At 68.0% G+C, this 13,100-nt stretch carries 15 protein-coding genes; 6 read left to right on the top strand and 9 right to left on the bottom strand.

Annotated features, from left to right (window positions below; translation table 11 throughout):
• Positions 1-3: 3 nt before the first annotated feature.
• From Q8M82_RS04820 to Q8M82_RS04810, 3 genes are all read right to left on the bottom strand, one after another.
• Positions 4-189, bottom strand: coding sequence for a hypothetical protein (locus Q8M82_RS04820; RefSeq protein ID WP_305690243.1), 186 nt, complete (start codon positions 187-189; stop codon positions 4-6).
• A 68-nt stretch (positions 190-257) separates the two neighbouring features.
• The gene (locus tag Q8M82_RS04815) at positions 258-1,601 is read right to left on the bottom strand and encodes a sensor histidine kinase (RefSeq protein ID WP_305690242.1); all 1,344 of its coding nucleotides are present in this window, start codon (positions 1,599-1,601) and stop codon (positions 258-260) included.
• Positions 1,598-2,332 carry a response regulator gene (locus tag Q8M82_RS04810; protein ID WP_305690241.1) on the bottom strand — a complete coding sequence of 245 codons (735 nt, stop codon included), beginning with the start codon at positions 2,330-2,332 and terminating at the stop codon, positions 1,598-1,600. Before Q8M82_RS04810 ends, Q8M82_RS04815 begins: the two co-directional genes overlap by 4 nt.
• A gap of 166 nt (positions 2,333-2,498) precedes the next feature.
• On the opposite strand from Q8M82_RS04810, the gene Q8M82_RS04805 reads away from it, so the two are divergent.
• The 5 genes from Q8M82_RS04805 to Q8M82_RS04785 all read left to right on the top strand — a co-directional run bounded on the left by Q8M82_RS04805 (position 2,499) and on the right by Q8M82_RS04785 (position 5,849).
• Entirely contained in the window at positions 2,499-2,768 is a 270-nt protein-coding gene (locus Q8M82_RS04805; RefSeq protein ID WP_305690240.1) for a hypothetical protein, read from the top strand.
• A complete protein-coding gene (locus Q8M82_RS04800; RefSeq protein WP_305690239.1) occupies positions 2,765-3,556 on the top strand; it encodes an SGNH/GDSL hydrolase family protein in 792 nt (263 codons plus the stop codon). Before Q8M82_RS04805 ends, Q8M82_RS04800 begins: the two co-directional genes overlap by 4 nt.
• A 93-nt stretch (positions 3,557-3,649) precedes the next feature.
• Positions 3,650-4,657, top strand: coding sequence for an LLM class flavin-dependent oxidoreductase (locus Q8M82_RS04795; RefSeq protein ID WP_305690238.1), 1,008 nt, complete (start codon positions 3,650-3,652; stop codon positions 4,655-4,657).
• A gap of 65 nt (positions 4,658-4,722) precedes the next feature.
• On the top strand, positions 4,723-5,529 hold the full coding sequence (locus Q8M82_RS04790) for a transglutaminase-like domain-containing protein (RefSeq protein WP_305690237.1): 807 nt from the start codon (positions 4,723-4,725) through the stop codon (positions 5,527-5,529).
• A 44-nt stretch (positions 5,530-5,573) separates the two neighbouring features.
• The gene (locus Q8M82_RS04785) at positions 5,574-5,849 is read left to right on the top strand and encodes a hypothetical protein (RefSeq protein ID WP_305690236.1); all 276 of its coding nucleotides are present in this window, start codon (positions 5,574-5,576) and stop codon (positions 5,847-5,849) included.
• Positions 5,850-5,970: 121 nt separating this feature from the next.
• Here the strand turns inward: Q8M82_RS04785 and Q8M82_RS04780 are convergent, their stop codons facing one another.
• The 4 genes from Q8M82_RS04780 to Q8M82_RS04765 all read right to left on the bottom strand — a co-directional run bounded on the left by Q8M82_RS04780 (position 5,971) and on the right by Q8M82_RS04765 (position 9,668).
• Positions 5,971-6,813 carry a metal ABC transporter permease gene (locus Q8M82_RS04780; RefSeq protein WP_305690235.1) on the bottom strand — a complete coding sequence of 281 codons (843 nt, stop codon included), beginning with the start codon at positions 6,811-6,813 and terminating at the stop codon, positions 5,971-5,973.
• A gap of 202 nt (positions 6,814-7,015) precedes the next feature.
• Positions 7,016-7,876, bottom strand: coding sequence for a metal ABC transporter permease (locus tag Q8M82_RS04775; protein ID WP_305690234.1), 861 nt, complete (start codon positions 7,874-7,876; stop codon positions 7,016-7,018).
• Positions 7,873-8,799 (bottom strand): manganese/iron ABC transporter ATP-binding protein, encoded by a 927-nt coding sequence (locus Q8M82_RS04770; RefSeq protein WP_305690233.1) that lies wholly within the window; start codon positions 8,797-8,799, stop codon positions 7,873-7,875. Before Q8M82_RS04770 ends, Q8M82_RS04775 begins: the two co-directional genes overlap by 4 nt.
• Positions 8,796-9,668, bottom strand: a complete 873-nt coding sequence (locus Q8M82_RS04765; protein WP_305690260.1) for a metal ABC transporter substrate-binding protein — start codon at positions 9,666-9,668, stop codon at positions 8,796-8,798. The genes Q8M82_RS04770 and Q8M82_RS04765 overlap by 4 nt, the downstream gene beginning before the upstream one ends.
• Before the next feature lie 162 nt (positions 9,669-9,830).
• Here Q8M82_RS04765 and Q8M82_RS04760 point away from each other — a divergent pair, with 162 nt between their 5' ends.
• On the top strand, positions 9,831-10,280 hold the full coding sequence (locus Q8M82_RS04760) for a Fur family transcriptional regulator (protein ID WP_305690232.1): 450 nt from the start codon (positions 9,831-9,833) through the stop codon (positions 10,278-10,280).
• 115 nt (positions 10,281-10,395) lie between these two features.
• Here the strand turns inward: Q8M82_RS04760 and Q8M82_RS04755 are convergent, their stop codons facing one another.
• A complete protein-coding gene (locus Q8M82_RS04755; RefSeq protein WP_305690231.1) occupies positions 10,396-11,361 on the bottom strand; it encodes a glutathione S-transferase family protein in 966 nt (321 codons plus the stop codon).
• A gap of 106 nt (positions 11,362-11,467) precedes the next feature.
• A complete protein-coding gene (locus tag Q8M82_RS04750) occupies positions 11,468-13,051 on the bottom strand; it encodes an OpgD/OpgG family glucan biosynthesis protein (protein ID WP_305690230.1) in 1,584 nt (527 codons plus the stop codon).
• Positions 13,052-13,100 lie beyond the last annotated feature (49 nt).

Below are 13,100 nucleotides of genomic sequence, written 5' to 3'. Positions count from 1 at the left end.
CGCTCAGGACGCCTTGTCGTCGGCGGCGCCGGGCTTGATCGGCGTCTGGGCGGCGATCGGGTCGCTGGCCGGGAAGGTGTCCTTCAGCGCCTTGTCGAGCTCGGCGTCGGGGCCCTTCTTGGCGGCCTCGCGCTGCTCCTGCTGTTCCTGGCGCAGGCTTTCCTTGGCGGGATTGGTGCTCGTCGTCATGTCGACCCCCTGATGTCGCCCGTGCGCGGGCATATCCGGGGTCAACGCGAAATGGGACGCCGCGTTCCCTACCAGCGGCGCGGCCAGGCGATCCGCACCCGCAGGCCCCCGCCTTCGCGGTCGGCCAGGGTCAGGCTGCCACGATGGGCTTCCGCGATCGCCCTGACGATCGACAGTCCGAGCCCGAAACCGCTGCCCTCCTTCAACGTACGGGCCAGGTCGCTGCGATAGAACGGTGCGAACACCTTCTCCCGCTCGTCGGCGGCGATGCCGGGCCCGTCATCCTCGACCTCGATGGCGATGGCGGCAGGATCGGTGTCGTCCAGCTTCACCACCGCCCGGCCGCCGAACTTGATCGCATTGTCGACGAGATTGTTCACGGCGCGGGTCATCTGGTCGGCGTCGCAGACGGCCGAGGCGCGCATCGGCCCCTCATAAACCACGATGTGGCCGAGGTCGGCGAAGTCGTCGCAGATCGTCTGGAGCAGTGCCGGCATATCCGTCGCCGCCATGCTGCCCGAGGCCCGGCCGTCGCGCAGATAGGAGAGCGCCCCGCCGACCATGCGCTCCATCAGCGCGAGATCGGAGACGATCGCCCGGCGCTGGCGCTCATCGGCGATCTCGTCGGCGCGCAGCCGCAGCCGCGTGATCGGCGTGCGCAGATCATGGCTCACCGCAGCCAGCATGCGGGTGCGGTCGTCGATCAGCCGGCGGATGCGTGCGGCCATGCCGCCAAAGGCGCCGGCGAGCCGCTTGACCTCGATCGGCCCCTGCTCCGGCGCCACGATGGTGTCGCGGTCGGGATCGAAGCGATCGACGGCCTCCGCCAGCCGCGACAGCGGCGACGCGACGGCCCGCGCCGCCCAGAGCGAGAGCAGCCCCACCAGAGAGACCAGCAGCGCGATCATCACGGCCAGATAGAAGATAAAGGCCTGGCCGCGCGGCGGCGGCGTGCGCGCCTCCGGCGCCATCACGAGGCCGCTGCCATCGGCAAAACGCAGCCCGAAGGGCGGCGGACCGCCCTGGCCGCGCACGCCGTCCAGCATCAGAACCTGGGTCTCCGTCCCGAACCGCTCCCTGAGATTGTCGAGCATCTGGCGGTCGGGCCAGGAGGGCTCGCGCGCGCTCGCCGTCGCATCCGGAGGCAGGCGGGACAGCTTGGGGTGGGAGGCGAGCGCGGCATCGACGATGGCCGCCTTCGCCGCCGGCGTCGGCGCGGCCTCGATCGTCCGGGCGATCGCGACCAGCTCCGTGACATAGGGCAGGTTCGGCACGCGCTTGAGTTCGGGCGGGAGGAGGACGAGCAGCACGGCGATCGTCACGAGATTGGCCAGAACCAGCGAACCGATGACGATGGCGGTGATCTGGGCGGCGGCCCGCGCCGGCAGGAGGCGCAGCAGCAGCCGCCTCATGGCGCAGCGCTCTCCGCCGGCCGCTCGATTTCCGGAGAGAACATGTAGCCGCCGGAGCGGATCGTCTGGATCAGCTCGGGCTCGCGCGGGTTGCGTTCCATCTTCTGCCGCAGGCGGCTGACGAGCACGTCGATCGAGCGCTCGAACGGAGCGGCCATGCGGCCCTGCGTCAGGTCGAGGAGCTGGTCGCGCGACAGCACCCGCCGCGGCCGCTCGCAGAAGGCGAGCAGCAGGTCGAGTTCGGCGCCCGTCAGCGCCACGCGCTCGCCCTCTGGGTTGAACAGCCGCCGCACCGCCTTATCGAGGCGCCAGCCCGCGAAGGCGAGAACGGGGCTCTCCCCCACCTCGGCCGCCGGGACATGCCCCGCGCGGCGCAGCACCGCACGGATCCGGGCCAGCAGCTCGCGCGGGTTGAACGGCTTCACCAGATAGTCGTCGGCGCCCATTTCGAGGCCGAGGATGCGGTCGATCTCCTCGCTCTTGGCCGTGAGCATGATGATCGGGATCGTGCCCTCGTTGCGCAGCCGGCGGCAGAGGCTCAGGCCGTCCTCTCCCGGCAGCATCAGGTCGAGCACGATCAGGTCGAAGCGGCCGTCGCGCAGCGCCGCGTCCATCTCGCGGCCGTTCGGCACGGCACGGACGCGGAAGTCGTTGTTGCGCAGGAAGCGCGACACCAGCGTCGCGATCTCGCGATCGTCCTCGACGACCAGGATATGGGGCGTTCTGCTCATCGTCTGGCTCTAGCGCCGCTCGCTGGCGAGGTCGTGGCCGGAAGTGTTTCCGATTGTGTCTGTCGCCGAGGCTGGAAAAGCAAGGTTACCAGAAGCCCTGCGCCAGACGTCATCCAGAAAACTCGCAGCCGCAGAACGGGCGGAGCCCCAGCGTTCCGTGAGCGCCATGACCAAGCTCTCCCTCGCCACCTCACGCGCCTCCTCGCCTCTCCTGGCCCGGGCCCTCGCCGGGCTGGTGCTGGTGGGCGCCTTCGCGCTCTGGCTCTGGGCCCTGCCCTCACTGCTCGCACGGGACGGCTTCGTCCTGCGCGACGAAACCGCCTGCGAGACGAAAGCCTATCGAGACCCGGTGACGGGGCGCTTCCGACCGGCCCCCTCGCCTCGTCTGGCGACCACCGCGCACTGCCCGGCCTACTCCGATGGAGGGACCTCGTGACCCATTGCAGCCTCACCCGCAGCCCGGATCGCCGGAACCCGATCCGGCCCGACGGCGCTTCGGCGCGGCGCTGGCTGCTGGCGCTGCTGGCGGTCGTCCCCCTGGCCCTCGCCTTCGGGTCCCTGGCGGGCGTCGCGATCGGCCGGATCGCGAACGCCGCCCCGTCCTATCGCGACCAGCGCCTCGCGCAGGTGTCGGCCGATCTGCGCCGCGTCGACGGCAACTATCTGTTGGCGCTAGGCGATTCCCATGTGGCCCGCTGGCATGCGCGGGAGCTCTGCGGCCTGCCGCTCATCAATGCCGGCCTGCATGGCGCGACGACGGCGGATGCAGACGCCTTCCTCGCGAGGCTCACCCTCCCCCACCCGCCGCGCGCGATCATCCTCGCCGTCGGCACCAATGACGCCAACCGCAAGCGCTTCCGCGAGCCGCCAGAGGCCGTCATCCGCTTCCAGCACGCCTTCCGCGCGCTGCTCCGGCGTTTGGTCGGCAAGTCGGAGCTCGTCATCGTCGCCACGCTCCCGCGGATCGAGCCGAGCCAGGAACTGGTCTTCTCGGGCCAGGTCGCCGCCGATATTGCCGCTTCGGCCGAGGCCGCATGCCGCACTGAAGCCTCCTGCCGCATCGAGGATCGCTTCGGCCGCGGCATGCCAAGAATGGACGGTCTGCATCTCGCCGACTACGAGCGCGCCTATCGCGACATCGCGCCCGCGATCTGCGGCGCGATCGCCAGTGACCGCGCCGACGGTCCGCCACCGGGGCAGACCGTTGGCGCAGGGAGGCCATGACCGTCCGACCCTCCTACTGGAACGACGACCGTCCCGGCCCCATCTAGGCTCCATCGCAGCCGGCCTTGGGCCGGAGCCCCGAGAGAGCCCGTCATGGTCGCCATCTCCGTTCTCGACCTCGTTCCCGTCCGCGAAGGCGAGGAGCCGGGCGACGCGCTTCGCGCCTCGATCGACCTCGCCCGTCACGCCGAAGCCCTCGGCTACACCCGTTACTGGGTCGCCGAGCACCACAACATGGTCGGCATCGCCAGCGCCGCGACCGCCGTCGTCATCGGCCAGCTCGCCGCCGCGACGAAGACGATCCGTGTCGGTGCCGGCGGCATCATGCTGCCCAACCATGCGCCGCTGATCATCGCTGAGCAGTTCGGCACGCTGGAAGCTCTCTTCCCCGGCCGCATCGATCTCGGTCTCGGCCGAGCGCCCGGCACCGACCAGATGACGATGCGGGCGATGCGACGCAGCCCGATGTCATCCGACAGCTTCCCGCAGGACGTGCTCGAACTGCAGGCCTATTTCGCCCCCGCGGGGCCGAACCAGGCGATCCAGGCCGTGCCGGGCGCCGGGCTCAACGTACCGCTCTGGATCCTGGGCTCGAGCCTGTTCGGCTCCCAACTCGCCGCCGAACTCGGCCTGCCCTATGCCTTCGCCTCGCATTTCGCGCCCGATGCCCTGATGCAGGCTCTGGCCGTCTATCGCGAACGCTTCAAGCCCTCCGAGCAGCTCGCGCGGCCCCATGCCATGCCCGGCATCAACGTCATCGCCGCCGAGACCGACGCCGAGGCCCGCTATCTCGCCACCTCGCTGCAGCAGCGCTTCGTCGACATGGTGCGTGGCCAGCGCGGCAAGCTGCAGCCGCCGATCGACGACATCGAGACCTACTGGTCGCCGGCCGAGAAGGCGCATGTCGCGGGAATGCTGCGCTACGCCTTCATCGGTTCGCCGGAGACGCTGAAGCGCCAGCTCGGCGCCTTCATCGCCGCGACACAGGCGGACGAGATCATGGTCACGGCGCCGATCTTCGACCATGAGGCGCGGAAGCGCTCCTACGCGATCCTGGCCGAGATCGCACCTGAGATCGGGCTCGACGCCAAGGCGGCCTGAGCCTCAGGAACTTCCGCCCCCGCATGGCGTTGCCCGGTCTTGCGCAAGGCATTCCGGGGGGACCCATGAAACTCGACGTGGCGGCGACGCTGACCTATGGCTTCGACAGCGACACGCAGGTGATCGCCGCGATCGAGGCCGCGCGCTCCCCAGACCAGACGATCCTCTCGGAAAGCCTCACCATCTCGCCCGATGCCGTTCTGGTGCGCGATCACCATCCCGAGACGGGTGAACGCCGCTTCCGTGCGGCGCTCTCGGGGCAGGTCGAGATCTGCTACCGGGCGCTCGTCGACAACGGCAGCCGCGAACCACTGGGGCCCGGCGCACGCCAGCATGACTGGTCGGAGCTGCCGCAGGAGGTGTTGCCCTATCTGCTGCCGAGCCGGTTCTCGCCCTCGGACGAATTCATGCGCTTCGCCCAGCGCGAGTTCTGCAGCATCGAGGGCGGCGGTGCCCGCATCCTGGCCGTCCTGGACTGGCTGCACGAGCATCTCGACTATGTCCACGGCGTCAGCCACGCCCAGACCACGGCGCAGCACACCTTTATCGACCGCGCCGGCGTCTGCCGCGACTTCACCCATCTCGGCATCGCGCTGACGCGGGCGCTGAACATTCCCGCAAGGGCGGTGAGCGCCTACGCGCTCGACCTCGACCCGCCGGACTTCCACGCCGTCTTCGAGGTCTATCTCGACGGGCGCTGGTGGCTGGTCGATCCGACGCGGCTGGCCCCCGTCGAGGGCATGGTCCGGATCGCGACTGGCCGGGACGCCGCCGACATCGCCTTCCTGACCAGCCAGTTCAACTGCCAGTGCCTGGCCCAGACCATCACCGTCACCCGCGCCCAGGACGATACCGGCCAGCAGGCGGCCTGACGAATGAGAGCCCCGCCGCTCGATGGCGAGCAGCGGGGCCGAACGTGCAGACGCGACAGAACTCAATCGTCGTCGTCGTCATCATCGTCCCGACGACGCGAACGGCGCGAAGGCTGGCGGCGATCATCGTCGCCGTCGTCATCATTGCGCCTTCTGCGACCGCTCCAACGGCGACGGCGGTCATCGTCGTCATCATCGTCGTCCGCACGGACCGCCGTCGTTGCGGCGATACCAAGAACCGCCGCGATCGGCAGCCCCAAGAGCATCCGCAGCAAGCCTCGGCGATTTTGATCGGCATCGAGTGTCATTTTGACCCCTGAAATACGGAGCGGACCACTGGGCTGTCCGCCCCTCGACCCCGGTCTCGGGAGGACCGGCGGAAGCCAAACGCAAGCGCGGGGGCTTTATTCCATCGGGGCGCATCACGGATGCGCGAGCGGGTCAGGCGACTGCTGCGCGTCTCGCCGAACGGCGCAGGTTGAACGCCAGTGCCGCCAGGAAGAACACCGCCTGGACGACGACGATGCAGGGCCCCGTCGATCCGTCCAGGTGATAGCTCAGGATCGTGCCGATGACGCTCGCCACGGTCGCGACCGTAACGGCGACGGCCAGCATGGCATCGAAACGCCGCGTCGTCAGGAAGCCGATGGCGCCCGGCGCGATCAGCATGGCGACGACGAGGATAATGCCGACCGCCTTGAGCGCGGCCACGATCGTCAGCGCCAGCAGCATCAGCAGGCCGAAATTCAGCCACCGCACCGGCAGGCCGATCGCACGCGCATGGGCGGGATCGAACGCGACGAGCAGAAAATCCTTTCGCTTTGCCAGCATGATCGCGACCGTGGGCAGCGCGATCGCGGCCGTTTCCGCGATGTCCGCCCAGCGCACGCCGAGCATGTTGCCGAAGAGCACATGCAGCAGGTGCTGGTCGCTCTCGACCTTGACGAACATCACGAGGCCGAGCGCGAACATGCCGGAGAAGACGATGCCCATCACCGTGTCCTCCTTCACCCGGCTGTTCTCCTTGAGATAGCCGATGGCGAGCGAACAGCTCAGCCCGGCGACAAAGGCACCCGCCGCCAGGGGCAGGCCCATGATCTGCGCCAGAACGATGCCGGGAAGGACGGCGTGGGACACCGCGTCCCCCATCAGAGACCAGCCCTTCAGGATCAGGAAGCAGGAGAGGACCGCGCAGACGACGCCGACGATCACCGCCACGACGAGCCCGCGCTGCATGAACTCATGCGAAAGCGGCGCGATGAGCCAGGCTTCGATCAGGCTCATGGCGTGAGCCCTCTCCGAATGGGGCGATGCCGGCGCGAACCTGCCCCCTCCCCCCGCTTGCGGTGGGGAGGGTTGGGGTGGGGGGCAGTCCCGCTCGGCGAGACGACGAAAGACGGAGCGTTGGCTTTGCGCCCCCCCATCCCTAACCCTTCCCCGCCGCAAGCCGGCGGAAAGGGACACCGTCGAGCAACCTGAGCAAACCTCATGGCGCCGTCTCCGCCATGTCGCGTGCCGCGCGCGCGGCGGCGAGGCGGCCATGCTTGGGCGCGAAGACGAAAGCGAGCAGAAACAGGATGGTCTGGAACACCACGATCAGCCCTCCGGTCGAGCCGTCCAAGAAATAGCTGGCATAGGCGCCGGCCGCGCTGGTGACGACGCCCAGCGCCACCGCGATGCAGATCAGCCGGCCGAAGCGGTCGCAGAGCAGATAGGCGGTGGCGCCGGGCGTGATCACCATCGCGATCACCAGCACGGCCCCGACCGTCTGCAGCGCGGCCACAGTACAGGCGCTGAGCAGCACGAAGAACAGGATCTTGAGCCGCGTCGGCGAGAGACCGACAGCCCGCGCCTGGTTCTCGTCGAAGAACACCAGCATCAGATCGCGCCAGCGCGCCACCAGCACGAGGAGCGAGACCGCCGCAATGATCGCGACCTGGACGACGTCCTCGTCCGAAATGCCGAGGATGTTGCCGAGCACGATCGACTGCACGTCCACCGAGGTCGGGTTGATCGAGACGATCAGGAGCCCGACCGCGAAGAAGGTGGTGAAGACGATGCCGATCACGGCGTCCTCGCGCAGCTGCGTGCGCACCCGCACCAGCGCCATGGCGAGCGCCGCCAGCATGCCCGAGAAGAAGGCGCCGGCCGCATAGGGCACCTTCAGCAGATAGGCGAGCGCGACGCCCGGCACGATCGCATGGGCCAGCGCATCGCCCATCAGCGACCAGCCCTTCAGCATCAGGAAGCAGGAGAGGAAGGCGCAGACCCCGCCGACGAGCGCCGAAACCCAGATCGCCCGGACCATGTACTGATAGCCGAAGGGTTCCAGCAGCAATTCGATCACGGCGCGCGATCCTTTGCCGTGTCTGACGCCTCTCCGGTCGTCTTGCCGCCCGCGACGCGCTCGCTGTCGCGCTTGCCGTAGAGCACGAGCGGGCGCTCATCGTCGGTGATGACGGTGACGCGCCGGTCGTCCTCGTCGTCATGCAGATCGGCGCCGCCCAGCCGGAAATGCCGCAGCGCTCCCCCAAAAGCGCGCTGGAGATTGTCATGGGTGAAGGTCGTCGCGGTCGGCCCGGCCGCCAGCACCGTCTTGTTGATGATCACGACCTGGTCGCAGAAATCCGGGATGGAGCCGAGATTATGCGTCGAGACCAGCATCAGCCGGCCTTCCTCGCGCAATTCGCGCATCAGTCCGACGATCGCATCCTCGGTCTTGACGTCGACGCCGGTGAAAGGCTCGTCGAGCAGGATGACCTGCCCGCCCTGCGCCAGCGCACGCGCCAGGAAGACGCGCTTGCGCTGGCCCCCGGACAATTCGCCGATCTGGCGGGTGCGGAACTCCAGCATGTTGACGCGTGCCAGCGCCTGCTCGACCGCCTCGCGATCCGCCTGCCGCGCGATCCGCAGAAAGCCCATATGGCCGTAGCGGCCCATCATCACCACGTCCTCGACCAGGACGGGGAAGGTCCAGTCGACCTCCTCGGCCTGCGGCACATAGGCGACGAGGCCTCGTTTCAGCGCCTGGCCCACGGGGAGCCCCGCGATCGAGACCGACCCGCGCGCCGGCTTCAGAAAACCCATCAGCGTCTTGAACAGCGTCGACTTGCCCGAGCCGTTGATGCCGACCAGCGCGCAGATCGTGCCCGCGCCGAGACGGAAGGACGCGTCGGTCACCGCGGTGACGCCGCTGGCATAGCGCACGGTCACGCCATCGACCGCGATCGAGGCCACGCCCTCCTGCGCGCCGGCGGCCGCTGCGTTCACTGGCCGAAGCCCTTTGCCAGGGTGTCGACCGTCGTTTCGAGCAGCTTGAGATAGGTCGGCACCGGCCCGCCCTCGGCAGAAAGCGAGTCGACATAGAGCACGCCGCCATAGCGGGCGCCGGTCTCGCGCGCGACCTGCCGGGCGGCCTTGTCGGAAATCGTGCTTTCGCTGAACACGGTCGGAATCTTGTTCTTGCGGACGAGGTCGATCAGCCGGCGCACCTGCTGCGGCGTGCCCTGCTGGTCGGCATTGATCGGCCAGAGATAGGCCTCGCGCCAGCCATAGTCACGGGCGAGATAGGAAAAGGCGCCCTCGCTGGTGACGAGCCAGCGCTGCGCCTCCGGCACCTTGTCGAGCCTTGCCCGCAGCGGCGCGTCGACCGCCCGGATGCGCTCGGCATAGGCCTTCGCATTGGCGGCGTAGACCTCCGCCCGTGCCGGATCGGCCGCCGCCAGCGCCTTTCGGATGTTCTCGACATAGATCAGCGCATTGCTGGTCGACATCCAGGCATGCGGATTCGGCCGCCCCTGATAGGGCCCCTCCGTGATCCCCATCGGCGCGACGCCGTCGCTGACCACGGCGCTGCGGACGTTCTTCACGTTGTCGAAGAAGCGCTCGAACCAGCGCTCGAGATTGAGCCCGTTCCAGAGCACGAGATCGGCCGACTGCGCCTTCACCACGTCGAGCGGCGTCGGCTGGTAATCGTGGATCTCGGCGCCCGGCTTGGTGATCGATTCCACGATCGCCGCTTCGCCCGCGACGTTCTGTGCGATGTCCTGAATGACCGTGAAGGTGGTGACGACGCGCAGCTTCTTGTCCTGCGCGAGTGCTGCGCCCGACGGGGTGGCCAGTGCAGCGACCAACAGCATGGCCCCGGAGAGCAGGACGGATCGTCGGGTGGACATGTCGGCTCCTGTCGGCTGATTGTGATGACACGCTATTGCAACGCACTTGCATCTGTCAATGCAGTTGCGAAACATTTGCAATAAGGAGTTTTTGCACATGCGTCTCAGAATTGCTATGCCATCGCCATGACGGGAATCGCGCAGCGCGTGGCCGGCTTCGAGGGCCAACTGAAGGATGCCGGGCTGCGGATGACGCAGCAGCGCCGGCTGATCCTGCGCGTTCTGGCGGAGGCCGACGACCATCCCGATGCCAAGGGCATCTTCACCCGTGCCTTCGCGCTCGACCCGACACTGTCGCTCTCGACGGTCTATCGCACCATGAAGGTGCTGGAGACGCAAGGCGCGATCGAGCGCCATGCCTTCGAGGACGGCGTCTCGCGCTACGAGCACGCCGACCAGGAGCATCACGACCACCTCATCGACATCGAGAGCGGCGAGGTGATCGAGTTCTCCTCCGACGCGATCGAGGAGCTGCAGCGCCGCATCGCCGCCGAGCTCGGCTACGAACTCGTTCGCCACCGGCTCGAGCTCTACGGACGAAAGAAACGGCCGGGCGTCAGGGGCAAGAAGGGCTAGCTCTCAAACCGTCATTGCGGGCGAAGCGAAGCAATCCAGGGGACTTGGCGAGCGCACTGCATCTGGATTGCTTCGCTACGCTCGCAATAACGGATATGACCGCGCCCCGCGCCGGCTAGACCGCCCCGAGCAGCTCGGCCAGATCCGGCCCCACGGGCACGATCCCGCTCGGATTGATGGTGCGGTGGCTCTCGTAATAGTGCCGCTTGATGTGGTCGAAATCGATCGTCTTCGCGACGCCCTCGACCGCTGCCAGCCGCCGCAGATAGGCGGAGAGCCGCGGATAGTCCGCGATGCGCCGGATGTTGCATTTGAAATGGCCGACATAAACGGCGTCGAAGCGGATCAGCGTGGTGAACAGCCGCCAGTCGGCTTCCGTGATGGCGTCGCCGGTGAGGAAGCGGCGGCTTTCGAGACGCTCCTCCAGCCAGTCCAGCGTCTCGAAGAGCGGCCCGACCGCCTCCTCATAGGCCTGCTGCGTCGTCGCGAAGCCGGCCTTGTAGACGCCATTGTTGACGGTGCCGTAGATGCGCTCGTTCAGCGCGTCGATCTCGCCCCGCAGTTCGGCCGGGTAGAAGTCGCCGGGCTTGGCGCCGATCCCGTCGAAGGCGCTGTTGAACATGCGGATGATCTCGGAGGACTCGTTGTTCACGATGGTCCCGCGCTTCCTGTCCCAAAGAATGGGCACGGTGACGCGGCCGGAGTAGTGCGGATCGGCGCGCGTATAGACCTCGTGCAGATGGCGCGCCCCGCCTATCGGATCCGGCACCACGCCCGGCCCATCCGCGAAGGTCCAGCCCTGATCGAGCATCAGCCAGTGCACGACCGAGACGTCGATCATCGCCTCCAGTCCCTTGAGCGCGCGAAAGATCAGCGCGCGGTGCGCCCAGGGGCAGGCGAGCGAAACATAGAGGAGGTAGCGTTCGGGCTCGGCCTTGAAGCCGCCCTCGCCGCTCGGGCCCGGGGAACCGTCGGCGGTGACCCAGTGGCGGAAGGCGCTGTCCTGGCGCTGGAAGCGACCGCCGCTCTTGGCGGTGTCATACCACTGGTCGCGCCATTGTCCGTCGACGAGCAGACCCATTCCGCATTCTCCTCAGGCTTCGCACGAGCCTCGCCCGGCTCCTGTCATCAACCCCGAACGCTCCGGCCCGTTCCGGCGGGAGGTGCAGACCTTTGGTCGCGCCCGCTCAGCTCTCAGCCCGCCAGGGATAGCTCCAGGTCTCCGTCAGGGTCTTGTCACCGCTCCTCAGGAAAGCCCGCATCTCGGCCAGCTGGCCGGGTTCGACGACGATGTCGATGAAGGCGCGGAATCCATTGGTTTTCGGGTTTGGCACGATGAAGGCGCGGTCGATCCGGCCATAGGCGATCGACGGCACGATCTCGACCTTCTCCGGCTGCTTGAGGTGATAGTCGAGATCGCCGCCGGCGAAGTCGACGATGAAGCGTCGCGCGCCCGCATTGACCGGCTCCCCCGAACCGAGCGCCTTGGGCTTGGCCTGATAGGTGTTGATGATCCGCCCGCCCGGATGAAGGTCGCTGGAATCCAGCATCGCCGTCAGCTTGTAGCCAAAGGAGAACGCCCGCCCCGGCTCCAGGGGCACCTTTGGCACCCAGAGCGCGACGATGTTGTCGTTGGTCTCGTCGGTGGTGGGAATTTCGATCAGTTCGACCACGCCCTCGCCCCAGTCGCCCTGCGGCTCGATCCAATAGGACGGCCGCAATTCGTAGTTCAGGTCGAGGTCCTGATAATGCTCGAAGACGCGGTCGCGCTGCATCAGGCCGAAGCCGCGGACATCGCGCTCGACGAAGGACGAGATCGCCTGCTGCCTGGGATTGCGCAGCGGCCGCCAGATCCACTCGCCGGTACCGGAGTGGATCATCAGCCCGTCGGAATCGTGCAGCTCGGTGCGGAAGTCGTCATGGAAGCGGCGGTCGTTCTCGCCGGTGAAGAACATCGAGGTCAGCGGCGCCAGACCGAGCTTGTCGATCGGCTTGCGCGGGAACAGCGTCGCGCCGACATCGACCACCGCGTCGACGTCGGGATAGACGTGGAAGCGATAGGCGCCGGTGACGGAGGGCGAATCCAGCAGGGCGTAGATCGTGACGCGCTCGGCATTGGCGGCCGGCGCCTCGACCCAGAACTCCCGGAACATCGGGAACTCCTCGCCCGGCACGCCGGCGCCGATCGAGAGACCCCGCGCCGACAGGCCATAACGCTGGTCGCGGCCCAGCACGCGGAAATAGCTCGCGCCGATGAAGGAGATCAGCTCGTCGAAGATGCGCGGGTCGTTGAGCGGGTAATGCAGCCGGAAGCCGGCGAAGCCGAGATTGACCGGCAGCGGCTTCTCGAACTTGACGCGGCCATAGTCGAACAGGTTGGCCGCATAGGGCACCGGCGTCGCCACGCCGTCGCGCACCACATTGACCACGACCGGGCGGGTGAAGAGAAAGCCGGGGTGGAACATCTGCATCCGGAACGGGCTGCCGTTCTGGGCGAGCAGCGCCCGCTCGGGCCGGAAGCGGATGTCGCGCCAGGCATCGAAATCGAGGCGGGAGAGCGGCTCGGGCAGGTTCGGGCCCGGCTCATAGGCCACCGCCGCGATCTCGCGCGCCCGGCTGACGACATGGTCGAAGCCGAAGCGTGGCTGCGGCTCGGCCGAAGGCTCGGCCGCAGCAGCCGGTTGCTGCGCCAACAGGGCCGAGGGCGCAGTCGAGAGGCCGAGGGCGGCTGAAAGCCCCGCCAGGACGCGGCGGCGGTCGATCGTGGTCATGACGGATCCGTGGTCTGGCGACCGCCGGATGACGGCCGCCGAAGGCTTG

It is taken from the genome of Allobosea sp., assembly GCF_030694325.1.
In the GTDB taxonomy this organism is placed as follows: domain Bacteria; phylum Pseudomonadota; class Alphaproteobacteria; order Rhizobiales; family Beijerinckiaceae; genus Allobosea.
Note: the sequence above shows the minus strand (reverse complement) of the source record. Positions and strands in the feature narration are given on the sequence as shown.

What these genes read in the sequence shown, in the direction of transcription:
- Q8M82_RS04755 (WP_305690231.1), bottom strand. Translation starts at nt 11,361, where the DNA reads ATGGGTCTGCTCGTCGACGGACAATGGCGCGACCAGTGGTATGACACC.
- Q8M82_RS04765 (WP_305690260.1), bottom strand. Translation starts at nt 9,668, where the DNA reads ATGCTGTTGGTCGCTGCACTGGCCACCCCGTCGGGCGCAGCACTCGCG.
- Q8M82_RS04760 (WP_305690232.1), top strand. Translation starts at nt 9,831, where the DNA reads ATGACGGGAATCGCGCAGCGCGTGGCCGGCTTCGAGGGCCAACTGAAG.
- Q8M82_RS04795 (WP_305690238.1), top strand. Translation starts at nt 3,650, where the DNA reads ATGGTCGCCATCTCCGTTCTCGACCTCGTTCCCGTCCGCGAAGGCGAG.
- Q8M82_RS04815 (WP_305690242.1), bottom strand. Translation starts at nt 1,601, where the DNA reads ATGAGGCGGCTGCTGCTGCGCCTCCTGCCGGCGCGGGCCGCCGCCCAG.
- Q8M82_RS04780 (WP_305690235.1), bottom strand. Translation starts at nt 6,813, where the DNA reads ATGAGCCTGATCGAAGCCTGGCTCATCGCGCCGCTTTCGCATGAGTTC.
- Q8M82_RS04805 (WP_305690240.1), top strand. Translation starts at nt 2,499, where the DNA reads ATGACCAAGCTCTCCCTCGCCACCTCACGCGCCTCCTCGCCTCTCCTG.
- Q8M82_RS04820 (WP_305690243.1), bottom strand. Translation starts at nt 189, where the DNA reads ATGACGACGAGCACCAATCCCGCCAAGGAAAGCCTGCGCCAGGAACAG.
- Q8M82_RS04790 (WP_305690237.1), top strand. Translation starts at nt 4,723, where the DNA reads ATGAAACTCGACGTGGCGGCGACGCTGACCTATGGCTTCGACAGCGAC.
- Q8M82_RS04750 (WP_305690230.1), bottom strand. Translation starts at nt 13,051, where the DNA reads ATGACCACGATCGACCGCCGCCGCGTCCTGGCGGGGCTTTCAGCCGCC.
- Q8M82_RS04810 (WP_305690241.1), bottom strand. Translation starts at nt 2,332, where the DNA reads ATGAGCAGAACGCCCCATATCCTGGTCGTCGAGGACGATCGCGAGATC.